The 24,514-nt window shown below is 66.5% G+C and carries 19 protein-coding genes; 5 read left to right on the top strand and 14 right to left on the bottom strand.

Features of this window, described 5'->3' with window-relative positions; genetic code table 11:
• Positions 1 to 32 precede the first annotated feature (32 nt).
• Entirely contained in the window at positions 33 to 1,793 is a 1,761-nt protein-coding gene (locus H7F35_RS07285) for an FAD-dependent oxidoreductase (protein WP_187112255.1), read from the bottom strand.
• Between the two features lie 187 nt (positions 1,794 to 1,980).
• Between H7F35_RS07285 and H7F35_RS07290 the strand changes: the two genes are divergently transcribed.
• On the top strand, positions 1,981 to 2,778 hold the full coding sequence (locus tag H7F35_RS07290; protein WP_187112256.1) for an IclR family transcriptional regulator: 798 nt from the start codon (positions 1,981 to 1,983) through the stop codon (positions 2,776 to 2,778).
• Between the two features lie 277 nt (positions 2,779 to 3,055).
• Here the strand turns inward: H7F35_RS07290 and H7F35_RS07295 are convergent, their stop codons facing one another.
• The 6 genes from H7F35_RS07295 to H7F35_RS07320 all read right to left on the bottom strand — a co-directional run bounded on the left by H7F35_RS07295 (position 3,056) and on the right by H7F35_RS07320 (position 7,719).
• On the bottom strand, positions 3,056 to 3,802 hold the full coding sequence (locus H7F35_RS07295) for a lysophospholipid acyltransferase family protein (RefSeq protein WP_187112257.1): 747 nt from the start codon (positions 3,800 to 3,802) through the stop codon (positions 3,056 to 3,058).
• Between the two features lie 40 nt (positions 3,803 to 3,842).
• Entirely contained in the window at positions 3,843 to 5,129 is a 1,287-nt protein-coding gene (locus H7F35_RS07300; protein ID WP_187112258.1) for a dihydroorotase, read from the bottom strand.
• On the bottom strand, positions 5,126 to 6,088 hold the full coding sequence (locus H7F35_RS07305) for an aspartate carbamoyltransferase catalytic subunit (RefSeq protein WP_187112259.1): 963 nt from the start codon (positions 6,086 to 6,088) through the stop codon (positions 5,126 to 5,128). The genes H7F35_RS07300 and H7F35_RS07305 overlap by 4 nt, the downstream gene beginning before the upstream one ends.
• 85 nt (positions 6,089 to 6,173) lie before the next feature.
• The gene (gene pyrR, locus H7F35_RS07310) at positions 6,174 to 6,671 is read right to left on the bottom strand and encodes a bifunctional pyr operon transcriptional regulator/uracil phosphoribosyltransferase PyrR (protein ID WP_187112260.1); all 498 of its coding nucleotides are present in this window, start codon (positions 6,669 to 6,671) and stop codon (positions 6,174 to 6,176) included.
• Entirely contained in the window at positions 6,668 to 7,108 is a 441-nt protein-coding gene (gene ruvX, locus H7F35_RS07315; protein WP_187112261.1) for a Holliday junction resolvase RuvX, read from the bottom strand. Before ruvX ends, pyrR begins: the two co-directional genes overlap by 4 nt.
• 11 nt (positions 7,109 to 7,119) lie before the next feature.
• Complete coding sequence (locus H7F35_RS07320; RefSeq protein WP_187112262.1) at positions 7,120 to 7,719, bottom strand: YqgE/AlgH family protein; 600 nt, start codon at positions 7,717 to 7,719, stop codon at positions 7,120 to 7,122.
• Here H7F35_RS07320 and H7F35_RS07325 point away from each other — a divergent pair, their 5' ends adjacent.
• Positions 7,720 to 9,222: a cryptochrome/photolyase family protein gene (locus H7F35_RS07325; RefSeq protein WP_187112263.1), complete on the top strand. Its 1,503-nt coding sequence runs from the start codon at positions 7,720 to 7,722 to the stop codon at positions 9,220 to 9,222. It abuts the gene before it with no gap.
• Between the two features lie 47 nt (positions 9,223 to 9,269).
• Here the strand turns inward: H7F35_RS07325 and H7F35_RS07330 are convergent, their stop codons facing one another.
• The 6 genes from H7F35_RS07330 to H7F35_RS07355 all read right to left on the bottom strand — a co-directional run bounded on the left by H7F35_RS07330 (position 9,270) and on the right by H7F35_RS07355 (position 19,347).
• Positions 9,270 to 15,383 (bottom strand): Hpt domain-containing protein, encoded by a 6,114-nt coding sequence (locus tag H7F35_RS07330; protein WP_187112264.1) that lies wholly within the window; start codon positions 15,381 to 15,383, stop codon positions 9,270 to 9,272.
• Between the two features lie 28 nt (positions 15,384 to 15,411).
• Entirely contained in the window at positions 15,412 to 17,730 is a 2,319-nt protein-coding gene (locus tag H7F35_RS07335) for a methyl-accepting chemotaxis protein (protein ID WP_187112265.1), read from the bottom strand.
• A gap of 42 nt (positions 17,731 to 17,772) precedes the next feature.
• On the bottom strand, positions 17,773 to 18,309 hold the full coding sequence (locus H7F35_RS07340; RefSeq protein ID WP_187112266.1) for a chemotaxis protein CheW: 537 nt from the start codon (positions 18,307 to 18,309) through the stop codon (positions 17,773 to 17,775).
• A 19-nt stretch (positions 18,310 to 18,328) separates the two neighbouring features.
• A complete protein-coding gene (locus tag H7F35_RS07345; protein WP_013543587.1) occupies positions 18,329 to 18,694 on the bottom strand; it encodes a PleD family two-component system response regulator in 366 nt (121 codons plus the stop codon).
• A complete protein-coding gene (locus H7F35_RS07350) occupies positions 18,694 to 19,092 on the bottom strand; it encodes a PleD family two-component system response regulator (RefSeq protein ID WP_081271091.1) in 399 nt (132 codons plus the stop codon). Before H7F35_RS07350 ends, H7F35_RS07345 begins: the two co-directional genes overlap by 1 nt.
• Positions 19,093 to 19,176: 84 nt before the next feature.
• The gene (locus H7F35_RS07355) at positions 19,177 to 19,347 is read right to left on the bottom strand and encodes a rubredoxin (RefSeq protein ID WP_007838397.1); all 171 of its coding nucleotides are present in this window, start codon (positions 19,345 to 19,347) and stop codon (positions 19,177 to 19,179) included.
• 112 nt (positions 19,348 to 19,459) lie between these two features.
• Here H7F35_RS07355 and H7F35_RS07360 point away from each other — a divergent pair, with 112 nt between their 5' ends.
• The 3 genes from H7F35_RS07360 (at position 19,460) to H7F35_RS07370 (ending at position 22,780) form a co-directional block, all read left to right on the top strand.
• Complete coding sequence (locus H7F35_RS07360; RefSeq protein WP_187112267.1) at positions 19,460 to 20,428, top strand: hydroxymethylpyrimidine/phosphomethylpyrimidine kinase; 969 nt, start codon at positions 19,460 to 19,462, stop codon at positions 20,426 to 20,428.
• A gap of 360 nt (positions 20,429 to 20,788) precedes the next feature.
• Entirely contained in the window at positions 20,789 to 22,075 is a 1,287-nt protein-coding gene (gene hemL / locus H7F35_RS07365; RefSeq protein ID WP_187112268.1) for a glutamate-1-semialdehyde 2,1-aminomutase, read from the top strand.
• Between the two features lie 231 nt (positions 22,076 to 22,306).
• The gene (locus tag H7F35_RS07370; protein WP_187112269.1) at positions 22,307 to 22,780 is read left to right on the top strand and encodes a hypothetical protein; all 474 of its coding nucleotides are present in this window, start codon (positions 22,307 to 22,309) and stop codon (positions 22,778 to 22,780) included.
• Positions 22,781 to 22,897: 117 nt separating this feature from the next.
• On the opposite strand, the gene purH is transcribed toward H7F35_RS07370, so the two are convergent.
• Positions 22,898 to 24,505, bottom strand: a complete 1,608-nt coding sequence (gene purH, locus H7F35_RS07375; protein WP_187112270.1) for a bifunctional phosphoribosylaminoimidazolecarboxamide formyltransferase/IMP cyclohydrolase — start codon at positions 24,503 to 24,505, stop codon at positions 22,898 to 22,900.
• Positions 24,506 to 24,514: the final 9 nt, after the last annotated feature.

Below are 24,514 nucleotides of genomic sequence, written 5' to 3' on the forward strand. Positions count from 1 at the left end.
TCTCCTTCTGTGGAATGCGTTGACTGGAAAACTCAGGCCTTGCGGCTCACGGGCACGGCTTCGCGCTGCTCGACCTTCAGTTGCACCGTTGCCAGGGCCTCTGCCTGCGCGAGCTGCAGGCCCGCCACGTAGCCGAAGGTCAGCGCCGGGCCGAGCGTGATGCCGGCGCCGGGGTAGTTGCCGCCCATCACGCTGGCCGCGTCGTTGCCGACCGCATAGAGGCCCTGGATCGGCTGGCGGTTGGCATCGAGCACGCGGGTCTTCTCGTCGGTGACCAGGCCGGCGAAGGTGCCGATGTCGCCGATCACCAGCTTGATGGCGTAGTACGGACCGTTCTCCAGCGGCGCGACGCAGGGGTTGGGCGTGACGTTGGCGTCGCCCTGGTAGCGGTTGTAGGCCTTGCTGCCTTTGCCGAAGGCGGGGTCGTCGCCGGTGCGTGCGCCCTTGTTGAACTCCTGCACGGTGGCTTCGAGCGTGGCCGGTGCAATGCCGATTTCTTTCGCCAGCTCGCCGATGCTCGCGCCGCGCTTGAGGTAGCCGCTCTTCAGGTGACGGCCGATGGGCAGCGGCGACGGTGCGACACAGCCCAGGCCGTAGTCACGCAGCGCCTTGTGGTCGCACAGCAGCCAGGCCGTGACTTCGAGCTCGCCCTCGCAGGCCTTGACCATCGCCTGCACGAAGTCGTGGTACGAGTTGCCTTCGTTGGCAAAGCGCTTGCCCTTGGGCGTGACCGCGATCACCCCGGGCTTGGCGCGGTCGATGAAGTGGGGCATCACGCCCTTGCTGCCATCAGGGCGCGTGGTAACCGAGGCGGGCACCCAGGCCGCCGCATGCGGGATGGTGCCGTCGACGCGGCCACCCACAGCTTCGGCCAGGCGCAGGCCGTCGCCGGTGTTGGTCTCGGGCGAAGGCGAGTAGTGCTCCTTGCCGGTGGGCGCATGCGGGAACAATTGCTTGCGGCGCTCCACGTCGTAGGGAAAGCCGCCGCAGGCGAGCACCACGCCGCGCCTGGCGACGATGCGCAGTGTCTTGCCTTCGTGCTCCACCACCGCGCCGGAGACGCCGTCGTACTCGACCACGAGCTTCTTCACCGGCGACGACAGCCACACGGGAATGTCCAGGTCCATCGCGGCCTTGGCCAAGCGGCCGGCCAGCGCATTGCCGTTGGTCAGCGTCATGCCGCGTCCGTGGCCGAGCACGTCCAGGAAATGCCGGGTCAGCCGCTTGGTGACGTACCAGAACGAGGTCGGCGACTTGAAGGCGCGCATGAAGTGTTTGATCTCGGGGCCGGAGCCCAACATCATCCCGAACACCGTGAGTTCGGGCAGCGGCGGCGCCAGTTGCTTGACGCGCTTGCCGAGTTCGCGGCCATCGAACGGGCGCGTGACCATCGAGCGACCGCCCGGCTGGCCGCCGGGTGCTTCGGCGTGGTAGTCGGGAAACACCGCCGGCATGTCGAACTGCACGCAGGTGTTGCGCGTGAAGAAGTCGATGGCCTTGGGGCCCATGTCCAGGAAGGCGCCGACGCGCGCCGCGTCGAAGTGGGTGGTGGTCTCGTGCCGCATGTAGGCGAGCGCGGCGCCCTCGGGTTCGTGGATGCCCTGCTCCGTGGCCAGGCGCGTGCCCGGAATCCACAGCCAGCCGCCCGAGCGCGCGGTGGTGCCGCCAAAGCGCGGCTCCTTGTCGACCACCAGCACCTTCAACCCCTGCGAAGCCGCCGTGATGGCGGTGGACATGCCCGAGGCGCCGCTGCCGACAACCAGCACATCGCATTCAAAAGTGTTCTGTTCCATCTCTGCCTGTCTTGCCTCTGTGTGTGTACGACTTAAGTTGCGGCGAAGTTTAGGTAGCGATGTTGATATGGTCAAGTCGTTTAGTTACTATCAGATGATCAGTCATCGTCGATTGATCGTGACAATATCAGTAGAAACCCTGATGGCTATACTCGCCCCCACTCTCAACCCCCACGCCGGGCGCCCCATGGAAAAGCCAAGACGTGGCATTCAGTCAGTCGAAATCGGAACGCAACTGCTGGTTGCGCTCGGCCGGCACGTCGCGCCCATGGCGCTGCGCGACCTCGGCAAGTCGGCGGGCATTCCGGTCGGCAAGGCGCACCCTTACCTCGTCAGTTTTCTGAAGGTGGGTTTTGTCGTGCAGGACAGCGCGGGCCGCTACGAGTTGGGCCCGCTGGCCCTGCAACTGGGCCTGGCCAAGCTGCAGCGGCTGGACCCGATCAAGGAGGCTTCGCCGCTGATCGAGGCGCTCGCGTCCGAGACCGAGCAGAGCATCGCGGTGGCCGTGTGGGGCAACTTCGGGCCGACCGTCGTGCGGCTGGAAGAGCCGATCCACCCGCTGCACGTGAACCTGCGCACCGGCACCGTGATGTCGCTGGCCTACACGGCCACGGGGCGGCTGTTCGCGGCCTACCTGCCGCCCAAGGTGGTGGAAAAGATGATGGTGGACGACCTCGCGCGCCTGCGCGGGCCGGCCGGCGGCCGTGGCGCGGAAGAGCTGTCGCAGTCGCAGATCGAGGCACTGCTGGTCGAGACGCGGCTGCACGGCATGTCGCGCACGCTGGGCCAGCCGATCCCGGGCATCGACGCCTTCTGCGCGCCGGTGTTCGACTCGACCAACAACCTGGTGCTGGGCATCACGGCGATGGGCCCCGAGGCCACCTTCGACAGCGACTGGGACGGCCGCGTGGCCGTGCCGCTGAAAGCCTGCGCGCTGGAAATTTCGCGCCGGCTGGGCTTTGTGCCTACAGCAGAGCAGGCCTGAAGCGACAGAGGTGTAGGCACGCGCTCACGCGCGTGTTTTGCCTTATCCCGCAAGCGGCGGTCACGGGTGCCGCCACTGTAGAGGCCTACCTACTTCACGGAGACCTCGATCATGAAAAGCATCATCCTTTGGCTTTGCGGCGTGCCACTCATCGTGATCATCGGCCTGAAGGTCTTCGGCATTCTCTGAACTCGAACACCGTTTCCTCCTCGCGACGCATCCGCGTCGTTCAGCGCCTCTCACGGGGCGCTTTTTTTGGTCAGTGCGGTCGGTGCCGTCAGTGGGTATCGCGACGCAACTGCTGCACGTCTTCGTGAAGCGACTGCGCCCAGACGCGGCGCTCGCGGCCGTGCGAGTCCTGCAGCTCGCCGAAGCGCACGATGGCCAGCAGCGGCGGCGCGCGCAGCGTGTTCCAGAGCGAGGCGACGAGACTGTCGTCGTCGATGTAGCGCGGCGCCTGGCTGTTCTCGCCAGTGGCTGCATCGGCAAAGCGCAGCGCGACCGGGAGCACCGGCGCGCCCGATGAAATGGCCGCTTGCAGCAGGTTGGCGTGGAAGGGCAGCAGCCCGCGCCCGTCGCTCGTGGTGCCTTCGGGGAACACGCCGATCAGGTCGCCATTGCGCAGCGCCTCGGTCATGTGGTGCACCACGCGCAATGCATCGCGGCGGCGTTCGCGCTCGATGTAGAGCGAGCCCGCACCCGTGGACAGCGTGCCGATCAGCGGCCACTGCTTCACGCCCGACTTCGACACGAAGCGCACGTGGCGCGACGCATGGATGCAGGTGATGTCCAGCCACGAGAGGTGGTTGCAGATCAGCAGCACTGGCCCTTCGCTCGGCGGCGTGCCCTGCACCTTGAGGGTGATGCCCATGATCTCGAGCATGCGCTGCGACCAGGCCTGCACGCGCGCATTGCGCTCCTGCTGTGACAGCTCGGGAAAGGTGAAGCGGATCGTCCACCAGCCGCCCAATGCATGCCCCACCGCATGCAGCAGGCGCCAGCAGGCTTTCAGTGAGTGCAGCATCTGGACGTGGGCCTTTTGTTCTTTGGCGTGCTTGGGATCTTCAGCCGTGGACGACGCGGCCCGCGACCAGCGTGTGGCGCGCGCGGCCCTGCAGCGGGTAGCCGGCAAACGGCGTGTGCTTGCCCTGGCTCTTGAGCGCGTAGGGCTGGACCTGCCATTCGAGCGTCGGCTCGAAGATGCACAGGTCGGCCACGCCGCCTTCGACAAGGCGGCCGATGCCGCTGCCCGCATCGGCGGCGGCCAGCAGGCGTGCCGGCGCGCTGGTGATGACCTCGATCGCACGCGCAATGCCGGCGCCACTGCGCTCGGCCCATTGCAGCGCGAGCGGCAGCAGCAGTTCGAGCCCGGTGGCGCCCGGCTCGGCTTCGGCGAAGGGCAGCGTCTTGGCGTCGGCTTCGACCGGCGTGTGGTCGGACACCAGCGCGTCGATGGTGCCGTCGGCCAGCGCGGCCGACAGTGCCTCGCGGTCGCGTTGCTGGCGCAGCGGCGGATTCAGGCGCGCGCGGCTGTCGAAGTAGCCGATGTCGGTGTCGGCCAGGTGCAGCGAGTTGATGCTGACGTCGCAGGTCAGCGGCAGGCCCTGTGCCTTGGCCTCGCGCACCAGCTCGACGCCCCGGGCACTGGAGATGCGGCACAGGTGCACGCGCGCGCCGGTGCTCTTCATCAGTTCGATGATGGTGAAGATGGCGATGGTCTCGGCCGCCACGGGCACGCCCGCCAGGCCCAGCCGCGTGGCGAGCGGGCCGCTGGCCGCGACGCCCTTGCCGAGGTCGCGGTCTTGTGGACGCAGCCAGACGGTGTAGCCGAAGGTGCTGGCGTACAGCAACGCGCGTTGCAGCACCTGCGTGTCGGCCAACGGCACGTCGGCCTGGCTGAAGCCGATGCAACCGGCCTCGGTGAGTTCGGCCATCTCGGTCAGCACGCCGCCGGCAAGGTTGCGCGTGAGCGCGCCGAGCGGGAACAGGCGCGCGCACTGCAGCTTCTCGGCGCGGAACTTGAGCATCTCGACCAGGCCGGGCTCGTCGAGCACCGGGTCGGTGTCGGGCGGGCACACGAGGCTGGTGACGCCGCCCGCGACGGCTGCGGCCATTTCGCTTTCGAGCATGCCTTCGTGTTCGTAGCCGGGTTCGCGCAGGCGTGCGGCGAGGTCGACGAGGCCCGGGGCGACGACGCAGCCTGCGGCATCGATGGTGCGGTCGGCCCTGAAGCCCTCAGGCGTGTTGCCGATGCTGACGATCTTGCCGTCGACCAGTGCAATGTCGGCCTTCCTGTCGATGCCGGATGCGGGGTCGATGACGCGACCGTGGGTGATCAGTGTCGTTTTCATGCTTCGTTGCCCGCCACGATGCTCATCACGGCCATGCGCACCGCAATGCCAAAAGTGACCTGCGGAAGGATCACGCTCTGCTTTCCATCGACCACGGCGGAGTCGATCTCGACCCCGCGATTGATCGGCCCCGGATGCATCACGATGGCATCCGGCTTGGCCAGTTGCAGCTTCTCGGGCGTGAGGCCGTAGGTCTTGAAGAACTCCTGCGACGAGGGCAGCAGCGCGCCGCTCATGCGCTCGTTCTGCAGGCGCAGCATGATGATGACGTCGCAGTCTTTGATGCCTTCTTCGAGCGTGTGGCACACGCGCACGCCCATGCCGGCCATGTCGCCGGGCACGAGTGTCTTGGGGCCGACCACGCGCACTTCGGCGCAGCCGAGCGTGGTGAGCGCATGGATGTCGGAGCGCGCCACACGCGAGTGCAGCACGTCACCGACGATCGCGACCGTGAGGTTCGCAAAGTCTTTCTTGTAGTGGCGGATCGTGTACATGTCGAGCAGCCCCTGCGTCGGATGTGCGTGGCGGCCGTCACCGGCATTCACCACGTGCACATGCGGCGCGACGTGCTGCGCGATCAGGTAGGGCGCGCCCGACTCGCTGTGGCGCACCACGAACAGGTCGGCCGCCATCGCACTCAGGTTGGCGATGGTGTCGAGCAGCGATTCGCCCTTGGTGGCCGAGGAGCGCGCGATGTCGAGATTGATGACGTCGGCGCTCAGGCGCTTGGCCGCGATCTCGAAGGTGGTGCGGGTGCGCGTGGAGTTCTCGAAGAACCGGTTGAACACACTCTTGCCGCGCAGCAGCGGCACCTTCTTCACCTCGCGGTCGCTCACGCTGGTGAAATTGGCCGCCGTGTCGAGGATGTGCGTGACGATGTCCTTGGGCAGCCCTTCGATCGACAGCAGGTGGATCAGCTCGCCGTGCTTGTTGAGCTGCGGATTTCGCTTGTAGAGCATCAGCAGGCCTCCCGCCGGGCCGCCCCAAGGGAGGCCTGCGCCCCCTCGGGGGGCAACGAATACACGCAGTGATGAGTGTGGGAGCTCACGAGTTCTCCTCCACCTTGAGGCTGAACGCGCCATCGTCCGCGCGTGCGAGGGCCAGCAGCTGCGTGTCGGGCAGCGTGAGCGTCGTCGCGGCGAAGTCCGCCGCCACCGGCAGCTCGCGCCCGCCGCGGTCGACCAGCACGGCGAGCCGCACGCAGGCCGGGCGGCCGAAGTCGAACAGTTCGTTGAGCACCGCGCGGATGGTGCGGCCTGTGTAGAACACGTCGTCGAGCAGCAGCACGTCCGTGCCGTTCACGTCGAAGGGCAGCGCGGTCTGCGCGCTGGCCGACAGGCCACGGCACGCGAAGTCGTCGCGGTGCATGGCCGACGAAATGACGCCGGGGGCGCCGGGCAGGCCCAGGTCTTTCTGCAGCCGCCCGACCAGCCAGGCACCGCCGGAGGTGATGCCGACCAGCTTCGTTTCAGCGCGCATCAGCGTCTTCACGCCGGCCAGCAGCTTCGTGTAGAGCGCTTCGGCGTCGGGAATTGAACTCACGCAAGGCTCCTCAGGAATTGCTCCAGGATGATGCAGGCCGAGGCGGCATCGGCATCGCGCGCACCCGACGACAGGGCCTCGGTGGTGCTGTAGCGCTCGTCGACCTCGAACACCTGGAGATTGAAACGGCCCCGCAACTGGCGCGCGAACTTCTGCGCGCGGCGGGTGTTCTCGTGCGGAGCGCCATCGGGGTGATAGGGCACGCCGATCACCAGCGCGTCGGGCTGCCATTCCTTGATGCGCGCCTCGACTTGCACGAAGCGGGCGTCGCCCTCGGCCTTGATGGTGGCCTGCGGGGTCGCGGTGGACAGCAGCCGGTTGCCGCTGGCCACACCGGTGCGCTTCAGGCCGAAGTCGAAGGCCAGGAAGGTCTGGAAATGGGCCGGAACGGCAACGGGAACAGGTGAAGAAGCGGAGGGAGCGGGAGCGTCTGGCATGACCACGACGCTCACGCGTGCCCTGCTTCGGGAGACAGCTTCCAGGCTTCGAGGCCCAGCAGCATCAACGCCTTGTCGTAGCGCTGCTCGACCGGCGTATCGAAGATCACGGCCGGGTCGGCGCCCACGGTGAGCCAGCTGTTCTCGGCCAGTTCGGATTCGAGCTGGCCCTCGCCCCAGGCCGAATAGCCCAGCGAGACCAGCACCTTGCGCGGGCCAGAGCCGGTGGCCAGGGCCTCGAGCACGTCCTTGGAGGTGGTCATTTCGAGCCCGCCGGGGATGGTCATGGTCGAGGCATAGACCGATTCCTCGGGCTTCTCGGCATGGGCGAAGACCGGCTCGTGCAGCACGAAGCCGCGCTCGGTCTGCACCGGGCCGCCCTGGAAAACAGGCGCTTCGCCCAGTTCGGGGCGCGACAGGTGCAACTCGATCTTCTCGAACAGCACCTTGAGGTTGATGTCGCTGGGTTTGTTGATCACCAGGCCGAGCGCACCGCGCTCGCTGTGTTCGCAGAGGTACACGACGCTGCGGTTGAAAGTTTTGTCTTCCATCCCGGGCATCGCTATCAAAAAGTGATGCGTGAGGTTCATCGGGGCAGAATCGGCAGCCATATGCCCCCGATTTTACTGGCCGTCGACAAGACCTATCCCAAAGGGCTCATGTGGTTCCGCCGCGACCTTCGCGTGGACGACAACGCGGCCCTCTATCGCGCACTGCGCGCCTGCCGCCAGGTGGTCTGTGTTTTCGTGTTCGACAAGGCGATCCTGGACGCACTGCCCACCGTCGACCGGCGGGTGGAATTCATCCGCGAATCGCTGGTGGAGCTGCAAGCCGAGCTGCGCGCACTGGGCGGCGGGTTGATCGTGCGTCATGCCATCGCCGTCCACGAGATTCCCGCGCTGGCACGCGACCTCGATGTGCAGGCCGTGTTCGCCAACCGCGACGACGAGCCCGATGCACTGGCGCGCGACGCCAAGGTGTTCGGCGCGCTGGCCAATGCCGGCGTGACCTTCCACACGTACAAGGACTCGACCGTCTTCGACCGCGATGAGGTCATGACCAAGACCGGCCAGCCCTACACCGTGTTCACGCCCTACAAGCGGGCCTGGCTGGCGAAGGTCGATGCCTTCTTCCTCAAGTCGTACCCCGTGCGCAGCCATGCCGACGCGCTGGCGCCACTGCCGGAGGCCTACAGGGAGCCGGTGCCGTCGCTGGAGGACATCGGCTTTGCGAAGAGCAACCTCGGGGAGCTGGAAATCCCCACCGGCACGCGGGGCGCCGGCGCGCTGTTCGAGGATTTCTTCGAGCGCATCGACCGCTACGACGCCGCGCGCAACTTCCCGGCCGTGCGCGGGCCCAGCTACATGGGCGTGCACCTGCGCTTCGGCACGGTGTCGATCCGGCAGATGACCGGCGTGGCGCATCAGTTGTCGCTGCTGGGCGATGCCGGTGCCGCGACCTGGCTCAGCGAGCTGATCTGGCGCGACTTCTACTTCCAGATCCTGGCGCACTTCCCGCACGTGCACACAGGTGGCGAGTCGAAGAGCTTTCGCCCCGAGTACGACAAGATCCAGTGGCACCACGGCAAGCACGCCGACCAGTTGTTCGACGCCTGGTGCGAAGGCCGCACGGGCTACCCGCTGGTCGATGCCGCGATGCTGCAGATCAACCAGAGCGGCTACATGCACAACCGCCTGCGCATGGTGGTGGCGAGCTTTCTGTGCAAGGACCTGGGGCTGGACTGGCGGCGTGGCGAACGCTACTTCGCACAGCACCTGAACGACTTCGAGCTGGCCTCGAACAACGGCGGTTGGCAGTGGGCCAGCTCCAGCGGCTGCGACGCCCAGCCCTACTTCCGCATCTTCAACCCGGTGACGCAGAGCGAGCGCTTCGACCCCGAGGGCAAGTTCATCCGCCGCTACCTGCCGCAACTGGCGGGGTTGTCGAACGCGGCAATCCATGCGCCGTGGACGGCATCGCCGGTGGAGCTGGAGGCGGCGGGCATCAAGCTCGGCGAGACCTATCCCGTGCCGGTGGTGGACCATGCCGAGGCGCGCGAGAAGACGCTGCAGCGCTATGGGGTGGCGCGGGCCAAGGCGGTGGCGCAAAAGTAAAAAGGGCCCGAAGGCCCTTTTTACTTTCAATGCGCGCCTGCTGAACTTCAGGCGGCAGCGGCCAGCGCGGGTTCGCTGGTGTACGCACGCACCAGCCGCAGCAGTTCTTCTTCCGAGTACGGCTTGCCCAGGTAGTGGTTCACGCCCAGCGTGCGCGCGTAATCGCGGTGCTTCTCGGCGATGCGCGAGGTGATCATGATGATCGGCAGCTCGGCCAGCGCAGCGTCGGCGCGAATGTTGCGGGCCAGGTCGAAGCCGTCCATGCGCGGCATCTCGATGTCCGACAGCACCACGGCGGGCCGTTCCTGCTGCAGGCGTTCGAGCGCCTGCAGGCCGTCGGCTGCGAGCGACACGCGATAGCCTTCGCGCTGCAGCAGGCGCTGCGTGACGCGGCGCACGGTGATCGAATCATCGACCACCAGCACCAGCGGCACCTGCGGCGCCACGGGGGCCAGCACCGGCAACGGCTCGTGCGGCGCGCCATGGTCATCGGCCGCGGCGGCATGCGACACCGCCAGTGCGGCGGCCTGACGCAAGCGCGCCTGTTCGCCATGCACCGAGGCCAGCGCCACCGGGTTGTAGATCAGCGCCACCGCGCCCGACGCCAGCACCGAGATGCCGGCCAGGCCGGGCAGCCGTGCGAGCTGCGGGCCGAGGTTCTTCACCACGACTTCCTGGTTGCCCAGCACTTCGTCCACGTGCAGCGCGACGCGCTGTGCCGCGCTTCGCACGATGACGATGGTGTTGTTCTTGGTGCTCGTGTGTTCGCTGCGGGCCGAAGCCTGCAGCAGCGCGCCGGCCCAGTAGAACGGCACCTGCTCGCTGCCGAAGGGATGGCTGTTGTGCACGTAGGCCGCTTCGAGGTCGGTCCCGCTCACGCGCTGCACCAGTTCCACCAGATTCGACGGCACGCCGATCGACACCTCACCTGCGCGCAGCATCACCACGTGCGTCACGGCGGTGGTCAGCGGCAGCACCAGCTTGAAGGTGGTGCCCTGGCCGGAGGCGCTGTGCGTTTCGATGCGGCCGCCGAGCGCCGCGATCTGCGCGCGCACCACGTCCATGCCGATGCCGCGACCGGAAAGTTCGGAGACCTGGCCGGCGGTCGAGAAGCCGGGCTTGAAGATCAGTTCGGTGGCTTCGTCGGCCGTCAGTTGCTGGTCGTGCCCCAGCAGGCCGAGTGCGCGGGCGCGCTCGGCGATGCGTTGCTGGTCGAGGCCGGCGCCGTCGTCGCGGAAGCTCACCGAGACGTCGTTGCCTTCATGGTGCAGGTCGATCACGATCAGGCCGCTGGCGTCCTTGCCGGCCTTCTCGCGCGCCGCCGCGTCCTCGATGCCGTGCGCCACGCAGTTGCGCAGCAGATGCTCGAAGGCGGGCGTCATCCGGTCGAGCACGCCACGGTCCATTTCGATGGAGCCGCCGACGATGTCCAGGCGCACCTGCTTGCCGGTGTCCTTCGACGCCTGGCGCACCACGCGGTAGAGGCGGTCGGAGATGCCCTCGAACTCCACCATGCGTGTGCGCAGCAGGCCGCGCTGCAGCTCACGCGTCTGGCGTGCCTGCACGCTCAGGTCGTCTTCCGTGGCCTGCACCGTCTTTTGCAGCGTGCGCTGCACGGTGGCCACGTCGTTCACCGACTCGGCCATCATGCGGGTGAGTTCCTGCACGCGGGTGAATCGGTCGAATTCGAGCGGGTCGAAGCTCTGCTGCGAGTCCTTGGCTTGCGCCAGGCGCGACTGCATCTGGCTTTCGGCCTGCACTTCGATGTCGCGCAGTTGTTGGCGCAGGCGGTCCAGGTTGCCCGTGAGGTCGGACAGCGATCCGCGCAGTTGGCCCAGTTCGGCTTCGAGCCGCGAGCGCGTGATGATGACCTCGCCGGTCTGCGCCACCAGGCGGTCGAGCAGCTGGGTGCGAATGCGCACGGCCTGGCCCGAGGCGGCACGCAAGGGCGCGAGCAACGCGGGCGCCGGGCGCGGCTGCAGCATCACTGCGGCCGGTTCGCCAGCAGCAGACAGGTCGTCGTCGCTGGTGACCGGGGCGGCCACGGCGTCGTTCGCCGGCACGCCGGCTTCAGGCGCGACCTGCAGCAGCGAGGTGGCCGCCGCAGAGGCGGTCGCGGTTGCCACCAAATGGGCCAGCTCGACCTGCGTGGCATCGTCCGCCGCGCGCAACGCGTCGAAGGTGGCTTGCAGGGCGTCCAGGCGCGTGAGCAGTTTCTCGATGTCGGAGCGTTCGGCGCCCTGGGAACCCAGGACTTCGATCTCGGACTCCATGCGGTGCGCCCGCTCGCCGAGGCGCATGGCGCCCGCCAGACGCGCACTGCCCTTGAGCGTGTGCAGCGTGCGCAGCACCGAGGCGCGCGGCGCGCTGTCGTCGGGATGATGCGCCCACTGGCGCAGTGCTTCGCCCAGTTGCGGCAGCAGTTCGGCGGCCTCTTCCTCGAAGATCGGGAACAGGTCGACGTCGACCGCATCGGCCAGGTCGATGGCGTCTTCGGAATCGTCCAGCGCCACGTCGGCCACGCTGTTGCTGACCACCACCTGGTGCAGCGGCCGCGCGGCTTCGGCGCGCATGGCCACTTCGGTGGGCATCGGGGCTGCGGCGATGTCGCGCAGCGCCTGCAGCGTTCCTTCGGCCGGATCGCGCAGGAAGCCGACGGCGAACTGGTGCAGCAGGCGACGCAGCTCGTCGGCCGCAGCGACCAGCACCACGCCCTGTTCACGCGTGCCGCTGCCTTGCATCTGCAGATGCTGCAGCGCCGATTCGAGCAGACGGGCCATGCCCGACAGGCTGTGGAAGCCGACGGTGGCGGAGCTGCCGGCCAGCGAATGCGCCAGTGCGACGGTGGAATCAGGCAGGCGTTCGTGCGATTCGAGTGCCCACTCGCCGACGTCGGTGGCCAATTGGCGGGACCATTCGTCGGCTTCGTTGAGGTAGACGTTGTAGAGCGCGATGCCGATGCGCAGCGGACCGATCACCTTGACCTGGTCTTCAGCGCTGGCTGCGGCAGCGGCCTCTTCTGCTGCGGCTGCGGCTGCGGCTGTTGCTGTTGCTGCTGCTGCTGCGGCAGCGACTGTTGCCGCTTCTGCCGCTGCTTGTTGCGCAACCGTCTCAGGTGCTTCTTCGGCAACCTCGAGGGCGAGGGGCAATTCGGCGGGTGCTTCGACCGGCGCTGCATGCACTTCGGCCGGCGCGACAGCTTCGGCGACAACCAGCGCGGGTTCCGGCTCAGGCACTGGTTCGGGCGCCAGCTGCAGTTCGGGCTCCGGTTCGACGACCGGCTCTTCGTGCGGCGGTTGTGCCGCCTCGATGACTTCAAACTCGCCAGCCTCCACGGGCAGCGGCTCAGGCACCCATTCCAGATCGGGCAGACCGGTGGCGGTCGGCATGGCGGCTTCGATGACGGGCTCGGGCTCCGGCTGGGCCGCAACAGGCTCCGCGCGCGCCGGCGTTTTCGGGGGCGCCAGGAAATCGAATTCGTCGCCGCTGGGCAATGTCAGCAGCGGAGCAGGCTCGGTGTCGTGCTTCGCCTCGAAGTCGACGAAGTCGGTCGATGCGAAATCGTCGTCGGTCTCGGGCGCGGCAGGCTTTTCGGGCTCTTGCCACGCCACCATTTCGATGGCCGCCTCGGGTGCCGCGACTGGCGCGGTGGGCGATTCAAGGAACGACAGGTCGGGCAAGTCCGGCAGTTCCGACAACGGCGTCGGCACGGCCACGGGTGCGGGCGCTTCAGCGGCGATGTGGCGCGCAGCGACCGCCAGGGCCTCCGCATCGGCCAGTCGCACCGGCGCGGGCACCGGCTCGCCGGCCAGCAGGGCCTGGGCCACGCGGTTGAACGGCGCGGCCTGCCACGCGTGCGGCTGGCCCGAGGCGATGGCTTCGACCCATTGGCTGAATTCACGCAACGTTCTTTCGGTGCCGGACAGCAGTTCGGGCGTGGCGTCACGCTGGTCGGCCAGCCAGGTGTTGACCACCTGTTCGAGCGACCAGGCGGCATCGCCGAAGTCGGTCAGGCCGACCATGCGCGAGCTGCCCTTGAGCGTGTGGAACGCACGGCGCAGGATGGTGAGTTCTTCGACGTCGTCGGGGTGGCCACCCAGTTCGGCGATGGCGGCCAGGCCGTTCTGCACCACTTCGCGGGCTTCGTCGAGGAAGATGTTCTGCAGGTCGTCTTCTTCGAGCTCGGTCACCTCGGTGTCGGGCAGCGAGCTCGGGCCGGCGATCTTGGAGGTCCAGCTTTCGGTCTTGCGGCTGAATTCCTCGATCGGCGACACCTTGGCCTTGCGGCTGGGCGTGGCAAGTGCGGCGAGTTTCGATGCGATCTGCGCGTCGACTTCCTCGATGCTCAGCACGCTCTCGGCGACCGGTGCCGGACTCGGCGCGGCGCTGTCGGCGGCCACGCTGTCGGTGGCCTGGCGGCCCATGAGCGGCTTGAGTTCACCGGCTTCGGCGTCGAACACGAACAGGCGCTTGGCCAGCGCGGGCTGGTAGCCCAGCATGTCGATCAGGAAGCCCAATGCGCCGAGGTTGTTGCCCAGCGCATCGAAGCCAGCCATTTCTTCGGCCGGCGAGGTGCTGACCAACATGGCCTCGACGTCGTCGCGCATGCGCTGCACGGTGTGCGCAGCCTGTTCGAGGCCGAGCACGGAGAACACACCGCGCATCTGCATCAGTTGCGTCGGCACGGTGCGCAGCAGGCCCTTTTCGGCGGGACGGCGGAAGTACTGGTCAAGCGACTTTTCAAGTTCGCTCAGGTGGCTGCGCAGCTCGTCGACCACGGTGCCCATGGTCTGGCGATCGCTCACGCGGCGATACAGGTCTTCCATCCACGGCTCGAGCGGCTCGGAATGGCCGCCCGCACGCACGCGTTCGATGCGACCGGCGAGTTGCAGGGTACGGGCGGTGAGCTGGGGATCGCTCGGATCGAGGTCTTCGAGCGCAGCTTCGAGATAAAGCACCGAGGTGGCGACTTCCATCGCAAGCTCGGTGTCGGGCGCCTGGCTGGAACGCACGGACGCTTCGACCGCATGGGTCAGCGCCTGCACCATCGGCAGGCTCGGCGGATGCAGCTTCTGCAGCGATTCGCCCAGTTGCGCGAAGGTGTCGGCCACCTGGCGCGTGCGGGTGATGTCGCCGCCCGAGAGCGCCGACCACATTTCCTTGGCGGTCTCGATGCGCTTGCGCGCCTGTGCGAGCACCAGCGGATCGAAGCGGCCGAACTGCTCGACGGTGTAGTCGATGTGCGGTTCGCTGGCGATGCCCCAGGCGCTGCGCACGGTGCGCAGCGTGGTGGCGTCGTCGCGCGCGGTGGGCACGGCTTGCGCGCAGAAGAACAGCAGGTCTTGCCCAAGGCGGTCGGACACCACGCTGTCGCCGCGCGCGAGCGTGGCGTACTGCAGCAGCACCCGCGTGGCGGCGCGCTTCACGTAGGCGTCAGCGGGAATGAGGTTCAGCGCGAGGGCTTCAAAGAAGCCCGCGGCCAGGGTCCAGAAGCTGGCGACGCGGGGCAGCAGCGCGCCGCGTCCGAGCCCCAGGCACGTGGCATGCAGCCGCCGCGCGGCCTGCAAGTCGCCGCTCTTGACCAGTTGAAGCACTTCACGGTCGAGCTGCGAACGCACGGCTGGGTCATAGGCAATGGCCGCCTGCGTCAACGCAGGCTTGACCTCGACCCAGCGCCACGCGGTGCTCCAGAGGTCGGCCGGATGCACGCGCTCGTTGCCGACCAGTTCCAGCACATCGCGGTACTGCGGAAACAGCGCCACCGACGACACGGGCTTGCCGGCCAGCAGGGCGTTGAGGAAGTCGGTGACGGCAAAGCCGGCACGCTCGATCTTGTGCACCGCGCTGTCGGTGCAGCGTTGCGGATCGGCAATGAAGCCCTGCACCGCGAATTCGATGGCGCCGAGCACCATCGCGGGCGAGGAATGCCCCACCATCTGCAGGGCGCCCACGGCCTGGTGCAGTTGCTGGCGGGCCATTTGCAGCGGGCCGCTTTCGGGCTCCGCTGCCGAGCCCACGTCGCGCACGATGCGCCGCAACGACTTGCCTACACCGTCGAGGGATTTCTGGATTTCTCCCAGCACCCAGGCCAGCGGCCCAAGATCTTCGGTGGCCGGCATGTTGCCGGCGAGAGGGGCCGTGGCAGGGGTTTGGATCGACACGTTGGGTGCTCGCCGTTCTTATCTTTTGTCAGGCAATCTTGAAACGGGCTACCGAGCGGCGCAGCTCTTCGGCCATCTGCGACAGTTCGCGCACCTGCTGTGCCGTGGTCCGCGTACCTTCTCCGGTCTGCTCGGTCACCGCAAAAATGTGCTGGATGTTCGCGGCCACCACGTTGGCCGAATCGGCTTCGCGGGAGGCGGATTGCGAAATCTGCTCAATGAGGTCTGCCAGGCGGCGCGACACGCGGTCAATCTCGGTCAGCGCGGTACCCGCGTTGTCGGACAGCTTGGCCCCTTCGACCACACCCTGCGTGGAGCGCTCCATGGCGCCCACGGCATCCTGGGTGTCGGTCTGAATAGCCTTCACCAGCGCAGAAATCTGGCGCGTGGCATCTGCGGAGCGTTCAGCCAGTCGCTGCACTTCTTCCGCCACCACCGAGAAGCCTCGACCGGCTTCACCGGCCGATGCGGCCTGGATGGCAGCGTTGAGCGCCAGCACGTTCGTCTGTTCGGTAATGTCCGAGATCAGCTCGGTGATTTCGCCAATCTCTTGCGACGATTCGCCCAGGCGCTTGATCCGCTTGGAGGTTTCCTGGATCTGGTCGCGGATGGAGTTCATACCGCCGATGGCGTTCTGCACGGCCTGCAGACCCGACGATGCAGCTTGCAGCGACTGGCGCGCCACCGTGGCGGACTCTTGCGCTTGCGTGGACACGCCGTTGATTCGCTCGGCCATGGTCAGCACCGACTGGCCGGTTTCGCGAATTTCGCGCAGCTGTTCGGTCGAGGCGGCGAGCAGTTCTGTCGAGGTGCTTTCCACCTGCGACGTCGTCTGTGCCACGCGGGTTGCCGTGTTCTGCACGTTGCCCACCAGCAAACGCAGTTCTTCCACCGTGTAGTTCACCGAGTCGGCAATGGCGCCGGTGATGTCCTCGGTCACGGTGGCTTCCTGCGTCAGGTCGCCTTCGGCCACTGTCTGCAGTTCGTTCATCAGCCGAAGAATGGCGGCCTGGTTGGCGTTGTTGACGCGGCCCGCTTCTTCGGAGGTCTGCTCCGCAGCCAGACGTTCGCGTTCGGCGTTGGCGGCACGTTCGCGGCCTTCGCGCACCTGCACGAAACCGATGGCGCCGGCCAGAGCCAGGGCCGCCAGCGACAGCACGAACAGCAGCACGATGGTGCCGGCGCCCAGGCCGGTGCGGGCGGACAGCTTGTCCTGCAGGTCGCCGAGCGACTTACGCAGCGGCTCGCTGTCGGTCAGGATGGAAGCCTGCGCTTCACGTGCGGCGACCAGACCTTGCAGGTTGCCCAGAATGGCCGAAGCCTGCGTGCGCATCTGCTCGTAGGTCTTCAGGATGGCTTCGAGCTGCTGGCGGGTCTGCGGGTCTTTCGAGCCGGGGAAGCGCTGCTGCGCATTGCCGTCGAGCAGGCCACGGGTGGTTTCCTGGAAGGTGTTCAAGTCCTTGCCGAGCAGGAACACGGCGTCGGGGTTCACACCCTCGACCGTGAAGAACTCGTTGGTCGACTTGCCGATGCGCTGCGTCAGCATCACGAGCTGGCCGGCGGCCGAGATTTCAGGCAGCGTGGCGTTCTGCTGCATCTTCAGCGAAGCGACGGTTTCCGTCATTTCGAGCAGCGTGGACGACTGCTGGTTGATGTCGCGCAAGGCGGCACCCACCTGGGTCAGGATCTGGCGCTGGGCCAGCACGGCCTTGGCGCTGGCATCGGCACGAGCGACCAGGGGATTGATCTTGTTCATCTCCTCGTCGTACTGGTTGCCCACACGTTCGAGGCGCAGGGCATCGTCGCCGTTGGTCAGGCCCGACACGCGGCGCGAGAGGTCGTCGGCGCTGTCCTTCACTTCGACGAACGCCGAGGCGCTGCCGACGAGGGCCTGGGAGATCGACTTGGCAAGACGCTGCGACTGCATCAGCGACTGGCCGGTGGCCGCCACCTGTTGGGCCAGGCGTTCCGCGCGAAGAATGGCGGAGCCGGCCACCAGCAGCAGCAACAGCACCACGACGGCCAGCATGATGGCCAGGATCCGTTGCTGTCTCGCGGGGTTCGCGCCGATGCGGCCGCCCCCGGCCTGCGGTACGGCGTCGAGTCCCGCGGCACCCGGCTCGTTGGCGGCATCGCCGCCGCCCAGCAGGGCCGGGTCGCCGAAGCCGGTATCGGCAGGTGCGGCGGAGGCGCTTGCGCCCTTGGCCAGCCGCACGGTTTTCTCGTCCGGAGCCTGAACCGTATCGACATCGTCGAGCGATATCGAACCGGAGCCGTCGACGCGGGCCTTGTCGTTCCCGTTGCTCACGGGCAGTAATTTCTTGAACTTGTCGGCGATCGAGCTCACGGTCGGTCCTTCAGGTGGTTGCCGGTACGGCGTGCCGAAGCACTACGCACCAATACTCAAAAACTGGGGTTGCTGCGAAAGCGCCTGCAGGTTGACTTCCTGCCAGCGCTCTCCTGCCGCGTCGGTGTACAGATGCCCGTGCCAGGCAGGTGCTTCTGCGCCCGGAGCCTCGGAGGCCGTGAAGGCCTCCGCGCCCCGCAACCCCGCCAGTCGATCGACCAGCAATGCGCAGTTGACTTCGAGCAGCTCGTTGAAAGCAACGAGCCGCGACTGGATGCGCGTCGCCTCGGTGGTGGCCGCTACGCCGCCCGATGCGCCTGCGGCAAATGCCGACAGCTGCACCACGCCATAGAGGCCGCCGCGCAGGTTGGCCACGCCAAGGAACCAGGGCTCCGTGTAGGGCACTGGCTGCGGTGGCGTCCAGGGAAAGATTTCGCCGGCATGGCCTAGCGGAAAGAGGTACTTGCCCTCGCCCGCCTCGACCGCCAGCCACGTCGCAGCCACGCCCGTCGTGCGCGCAGCCTGCAGACGGCTCGCCAGCCGGGACTGGAAGGCTCTCAGAGCATCGCGATTCGCCATGGACTGGGCTGGCCTTCGCTCAGGCCAGCGCGCTGATCTTGGACATCAGATCGGCCGCATTGACCGGCTTCACGATGTAGTCGCGTGCGCCCTGGCGCATGCCCCAGACGCGGTCGGTTTCCTGGTTCTTGCTGGTGCACAGGATGATCGGGATCGCGGCGTACTTCGGATCGCGGGCGATGGCGCGCGTGAGCTGAAAGCCGTTCTGGCCGGGCATCACGACGTCCATGAGGATCAGATCGGGCTGATCTTCCTCGAGGCGGCGCATGGCGTCGTCGGCGTTTTCGGCGGTCTTCACGGCAAAGCCGTTTTTCTGGAGGAGGTCGGTCAAGAACACCAATTCAGTCTTGGAGTCGTCGACGACGAGGATTTTTCGAATAGGCATTACTGCGCTTCCTGTTGAACGATGCCAAACTGCTGCACGGCCTGCAGCAGTTGGTCTTTGGTGAAAGGCTTGGTCAGGTAGTCCTGGGAGCCGACCATGCGGCCGCGTGCCTTGTCGAATACACCGTCTTTCGACGACAGCATGACGACCGGAACGTTGGAAAAGTGGGCATTGCGCTTGATGATGGCGCAGGTCTGGTAGCCGTCGAGACGCGGCATCAGGATGTCGCAGAAAATCAGATGCGGCTTGTGGTCGTTAACCTTGGAGAGCGCGTCGAATCCGTCTTCCGCCAGAAGAACCTCGTGCCCACCCTGCTTCAGAAATATCTCGGCACTGCGCCGGATGGTGTTGCTGTCGTCGATGACGAGCACCTTGTAACCTGATCCATTCGGGCCCATTGCAAACGCTCCTGCTCATGAGACTTGGTAGCCCGCCGCGCCGAACACCGACGCAGACCGCGTAGCTCTATCTATGCCATGCTTTCAGATTTCAACCATTTCGAAGTCTTCCTTGCGCGCACCGCACTCAGGACAGGTCCAGTTCATCGGCACATCGGCCCAGGCCGTGCCTGCCGCGATGCCGTCTTCTGGTACACCAACCGCTTCGTCATAGATCCACCCACAAATCAGGCACATCCAAGTTTTCGTATTCATCGGGAGCTTAAAGTCCTTGTTCATTAAATGCAACGAGTGTATCTATGCGTATCTCACTGGCCGACCGTAAACGTCGCGCCTATGCCACCATCCAGGGGATTCCGCACGGCGTATGACCATCTACTTACTTCCAGCAGGTAACGCCCGCAAACCGGGCGATCTTAACGACCCCTCGGACGACCCCGAGGAGGTGGCCGAGCGCGACCTGAATCCCCCCTGCGTGCTGGTGTTCAATGCCAGCGATCCGAGCGGGGCCGGGGGCCTGGGCGCCGACGCGCTGGCCATGGCTTCGGTGGGGGCGCACGTGCTGCCCGTGGTCACTGGCGCCTACGCCCGGGACACGGCCGAGATATTCGACCACTTTCCCTTCGACGAGGAAGCCATCGCCGAACAGGCGCGGGCCATCCTGGAAGACGTCGAAGTCCAGCTGATCAAGGTGGGCTTTGTCGGCTCCCCCGAGGCGCTGAGCACCATCGCCGAGACCGCCTCCGACTACCCCGAGGTGCCCCTGGTGGCCTACATGCCCAACCTGTCGTGGTGGGACGAGAACCTGATCGAAGGCTATCTGGACGCTTTCCGCGAACTGGTGTTGCCCCAGACCACGGTGTTGGTTGGCAACCACAGCACCCTGTGGCGATGGCTGCTTCCCGACTGGAGCGGCGAGCGTCCGCCCGGCGCGCGCGACATCGCCAAGGCGGCCGGCGAGTTCGGTGTGCCCTACACGCTGGTCACAGGCATGGTGCTGCCCGATCAGTTTATCGACAACGTGCTGGCCTCGCCACAGTCGGTGCTCACCAGCGAGAAATACGAGCGGCTCGAAGCCATCTTCGCCGGCGCCGGCGACACCCTGTCGGCCGCCCTGGCCGCGCTGCTCGCGAGCGGCACCGACCTCGTGGCCGCGACGACCGAGGCACTGGCCTACATGGACCGCTGCCTCGACGCGGGCTTTCGCCCCGGCATGGGCCACGTGCTGCCCGACCGCCTGTTCTGGGCCGAGCCCGAAGACGACGAGGACGATGACGATGACGACCCCGACGCCACGCCCGATTTCGCCTTGCCTCCTCACGACACCCGTCATTAGGATGGGACCTCGGGCTCGGTGCGTTGCTCTGGTTCGGGGCGCCGCTGTTCGGTTCAGGGTGACGCTCACGCCGACACGGGGCTCTTTTTCGCGAATGTCCCCCGCTTCGCTCCTCCTTTATTTAGCTAAAAAGAGCCCCGTATCGACGTGAGCGCTCAGAGCGGTCGTTGATCGCAGGATCAATGGCAGCGTGCCCCTGTGCGAATGACGCCGGGTGTTCCCCGCAGCGAAATAAAGGAGGAGCGAAGCGGGGGACATTCGCGGAGGGGAGCACCCGGTGTCATTCGCACTCGCCCTGAACAGCAACGCCCCAACGAACACAGCCCCGCACTCCTTCCACAAAAACTTCCCGAAACCTCGATGCCAAACACCGACCGCAACGACATTCTTTTCGAGCGCGCCCGCGCCGTGATTCCCGGCGGCGTGAACTCGCCAGTGCGCGCCTTCAAGGCCGTCGGCGGCACGCCCCGCTTCATCCAGCGCGCCCAGGGCGCCTACTTCTGGGATGCCAACGACAAGCGCTACATCGACTACATCGGCTCCTGGGGTCCGATGATCCTGGGCCATGGCCATCCCGCCGTGGTCGAGGCGGTGCAGAAGGCCGTGCTCGAAGGCTTCTCGTACGGCGCGCCCACCGAGCGCGAGATCGAACTGGCCGAAGCCATCCTCGCGCTCGTGCCGTCGATGGAAATGGTGCGACTCGTCAGCTCTGGCACCGAAGCCGCCATGAGCGCACTGCGCCTGGCGCGCGGCGCCACCGGCCGCAAGAGCATCATCAAGTTCGAGGGCTGCTACCACGGCCACGCCGACGCGCTGCTGGTGAAGGCCGGTTCCGGCCTGGCCACCTTCGGCAACCCGACCTCGGCCGGCGTGCCGCCCGAGGTGGTGCAGCACACGATCGTGCTCGAGTACAACAACCTGCAGCAGCTCGACGAAGCCTTCGCACTGCACGGCAACGACATCGCCTGCCTGATGATCGAAGCCATTGCTGGCAACATGAACTTCGTGCGCGCCACGCCCGAGTTCGCCCGACGCTGCCGCGAGCTGTGCACGAAGCATGGCGCGCTGCTGATATTCGATGAGGTGATGACCGGCTTTCGCGTCGGCCTGCACGGTGCGCAAGGCGTGCTGGGCGTCAAGCCCGACCTCACGGTGCTCGGCAAGGTCATCGGCGGCGGCATGCCGCTGGCGGCCTTCGGCGGCCCGCGCGCCATCATGGAGCAGCTCGCGCCGCAAGGCCCGGTCTACCAGGCTGGCACGCTCTCGGGCAATCCGGTGGCCACCGCTTGCGGCCTGGCCACACTGAAAGAAATTGCCAAGCCAGGGTTCTATGAAGCGCTGGGCAAGAAAACGCGTGCTTTGGTCGATGGCCTGAAGGCCGCTGCGGCATCCGAAGGCCAGCCCTTCAACGCCGACAGCGAAGGCGGCATGTTCGGCTTTTTCCTGATGAAGGACCTGCCGCAGAACTACGCGACCGTGATGACCACCGACAACGCGCAGTTCAATGCGCTGTTCCACGGCCTGCTCGACCGCGGCGTGTACATCGCGCCGGCGCTCTACGAAGCAGGCTTTGTGAGCGCCGTGCACAGCGATGAAGACATCGCGGCCACCATCGAGGCCGCGCGGGACATCTTCAGGAGGCGCTGACCGCTCTTGCAAGCACCTGGCACAGGCCGCCCTGCAAGCACGGCACCATGCCATGGTGATGACAGCCGAGCACGCAAAAAATCGGCGCGCGCTTTCGCGGCTTTCAAGATCGCGGCGTGTATATTGCCCCCGCGCTCTGCGAAGCAGGCTTCGCAGAGCGCAGCACACGGGGAGGAAAACATCGCGGCCGCCGCAGAAGCGGCCAGAGAGATTTTCAGAACGCCATCGACCATGAACGCCTTGCGCCTGCTGCCGGCATTGAGTGCTTCCCTTCTTTTCCCCGGCCTCGCGCTTGCACAGTCCTTCGAGCCGAAGAACATCTGGATCAATCCGGGTTTCTATTCGGCGCACTTCGACAGCGGCAGAGGCCTCGAGAACGTCAACCAGGGGCTGGGCTTCGAGTACCCGCTGAGCGACACCTACCGCATCACGGCCGGCACCTTCCACAACAGCGACCGCAAGCAATCGAACTACGTCGGCCTGTATGTGCTGCCCTTCGAGTTCTACGGCGTGAAGTTCGGCGCGGTGGTGGGCGGCTTCGACGGCTACCCGAACTACCGCAACGGCAACTGGTTCCCCGCCATCATTCCGACGGCCGCCATCGAAGGCAAGAACTGGGGACTGAACATCGCGTACGTGCCGACGATCAAGAACCGGCTGTACGGTGCACTCACCTTCCAGTTGAAGTACCGGTTCGGAGAATAGGCTCACCCCCAGGCTACGCGCACTTCGTGTCGCTTCGCCAACCCCCTACCGGGGGCAACACCAGCGGCCCGGCAAAGCCGGTTCCGCGGTGTTCTCGAAGAAGCTGAAGAAGCCCCTTCAATGCCTGAAGTGGCGCACGCCTGACAACACCATGACCACGCCGCGCTCGTCTGCGGCATCGATCACTTCCTGATCGCGCATTGAGCCACCCGGCTGGATGACGCAGCTCGCGCCCGCATCGACCACCACGTCGAGGCCGTCGCGGAACGGGAAGAAGGCGTCGCTCGCCACTGCGGTGTTCTTCAGCGACAAGCCGGCGTGTTCTGCCTTGATGCTCGCGATGCGTGCCGAGTCGAGGCGGCTCATCTGGCCCGCGCCAACGCCCATGGTCATGCCATCGGCACAGAACACGATGGCGTTGCTCTTGACGTACTTCGCGACCTTCCATGCGAACAGCAGGTCTTGCAGTTGCTGCGGCGTGGGCTGCTTCTTGCTGACGACCTTGAGGTCGCTGGCCGCGAGCTCGTGGTTGTCGGCGGTCTGGATCAGCAGGCCCGAGCCGACGCGCTTGACGTCCATCGCATTGCGGCCGTTGTCCCAGTCGCTCGCGCCGCCCTTGGGCAGCGCGATTTCGAGCACGCGCACATTGAGCTTGGCCTTGGTGGCCTGGAAGACTTCGAGTGCTTCGGGCGTGTAGCCCGGTGCCATCAGCACTTCGACGAACTGCTTGGCGATCTCCTGCGCGGTTGCGCCATCGACCGGGCGATTGAAGGCGATGATGCCGCCGAAGGCCGAGGTCGGGTCGGTCTTGAAGGCCTTGCCATAGGCTTCGGCCGCGTCCTTGCCCACGGCCACGCCGCAGGGGTTGGCGTGCTTGACGATCACGCAGGCCGGCACGTCGAAGCTCTTGACGCATTCCCATGCGGCGTCCGCATCGGCGATGTTGTTGTAGCTGAGTTCCTTGCCCTGCAGTTGCTTGGCCGACACGAGCGAGCCGGGTGCCGGATGCAGGTCGCGGTAGAACGCGGCCTGCTGGTGCGGGTTCTCGCCGTAGCGCAGGTCCTGCACCTTCACGAAACGGCCATTGCTTTGCGCGGGGAACAGCGAGCGCTTGGGCGCGGGCTGGCCGATGCTGGCATCGAAGTCGATGGCCGAGAGGTAGTCGCTGATGGCGCCGTCGTAGTCGGCGATGCGGTTGAACGCGGCCACCGAGAACGCGAACTTGGTCTTGTCACTGAGCTGGCCGTCGGCCTTCAGCTCGGCCAATGCCACGGCGTACTGCGACGCGTCGGTGAGCACGCCGACGTCCTTCCAGTTCTTGGCCGCGCTGCGCACCATGGCCGGGCCGCCGATGTCGATGTTCTCGATCGCGTCTTCGAGCGTGCAGCCGGGCTTGGCCACGGTCGCCTCGAACGGATAGAGATTGACGATCAACAGGTCGATGGTGTCGATGCCGTGTTCCTTGATCGCCGCCACGTGGGCGGGCAGGTCGCGGCGCGCGAGCAGGCCGCCGTGGATCTTCGGATGCAGCGTCTTCACGCGGCCGTCGAGCATTTCAGGAAAGCCGGTGTGGTCGGCGACTTCGGTCACTGGCAGGCCGGCGTCGGCCAGCAGCTTGGCGGTGCCGCCGGTGGACAACAGCTTGATGCCCAGCGCATGCAGCGCCTGGGCGAATTCAAGGATGCCGGTTTTGTCGGAAACGGAGATGAGTGCAGTCTGGGCCATGGGGTATGC

The sequence above is a fragment of the Variovorax sp. PAMC26660 genome, assembly GCF_014302995.1.
Taxonomy (GTDB): Bacteria; Pseudomonadota; Gammaproteobacteria; order Burkholderiales; family Burkholderiaceae_C; genus Variovorax.

Excerpts from the sequence above, each read along its gene's own strand:
- H7F35_RS07285 (WP_187112255.1), bottom strand. The coding sequence starts at position 1,793 with ATGGAACAGAACACTTTTGAATGCGATGTGCTGGTTGTCGGCAGCGGC.
- H7F35_RS07290 (WP_187112256.1), top strand. The coding sequence starts at position 1,981 with ATGGAAAAGCCAAGACGTGGCATTCAGTCAGTCGAAATCGGAACGCAA.
- H7F35_RS07295 (WP_187112257.1), bottom strand. The coding sequence starts at position 3,802 with ATGCTGCACTCACTGAAAGCCTGCTGGCGCCTGCTGCATGCGGTGGGG.
- H7F35_RS07300 (WP_187112258.1), bottom strand. The coding sequence starts at position 5,129 with ATGAAAACGACACTGATCACCCACGGTCGCGTCATCGACCCCGCATCC.
- H7F35_RS07305 (WP_187112259.1), bottom strand. The coding sequence starts at position 6,088 with ATGCTCTACAAGCGAAATCCGCAGCTCAACAAGCACGGCGAGCTGATC.
- ruvX (WP_187112261.1), bottom strand. The coding sequence starts at position 7,108 with ATGCCAGACGCTCCCGCTCCCTCCGCTTCTTCACCTGTTCCCGTTGCC.
- H7F35_RS07320 (WP_187112262.1), bottom strand. The coding sequence starts at position 7,719 with ATGGCTGCCGATTCTGCCCCGATGAACCTCACGCATCACTTTTTGATA.
- H7F35_RS07325 (WP_187112263.1), top strand. The coding sequence starts at position 7,720 with ATGCCCCCGATTTTACTGGCCGTCGACAAGACCTATCCCAAAGGGCTC.
- H7F35_RS07340 (WP_187112266.1), bottom strand. The coding sequence starts at position 18,309 with ATGGCGAATCGCGATGCTCTGAGAGCCTTCCAGTCCCGGCTGGCGAGC.
- H7F35_RS07345 (WP_013543587.1), bottom strand. The coding sequence starts at position 18,694 with ATGCCTATTCGAAAAATCCTCGTCGTCGACGACTCCAAGACTGAATTG.
- H7F35_RS07350 (WP_081271091.1), bottom strand. The coding sequence starts at position 19,092 with ATGGGCCCGAATGGATCAGGTTACAAGGTGCTCGTCATCGACGACAGC.
- H7F35_RS07355 (WP_007838397.1), bottom strand. The coding sequence starts at position 19,347 with ATGAATACGAAAACTTGGATGTGCCTGATTTGTGGGTGGATCTATGAC.
- H7F35_RS07360 (WP_187112267.1), top strand. The coding sequence starts at position 19,460 with ATGACCATCTACTTACTTCCAGCAGGTAACGCCCGCAAACCGGGCGAT.
- hemL (WP_187112268.1), top strand. The coding sequence starts at position 20,789 with ATGCCAAACACCGACCGCAACGACATTCTTTTCGAGCGCGCCCGCGCC.
- H7F35_RS07370 (WP_187112269.1), top strand. The coding sequence starts at position 22,307 with ATGAACGCCTTGCGCCTGCTGCCGGCATTGAGTGCTTCCCTTCTTTTC.
- purH (WP_187112270.1), bottom strand. The coding sequence starts at position 24,505 with ATGGCCCAGACTGCACTCATCTCCGTTTCCGACAAAACCGGCATCCTT.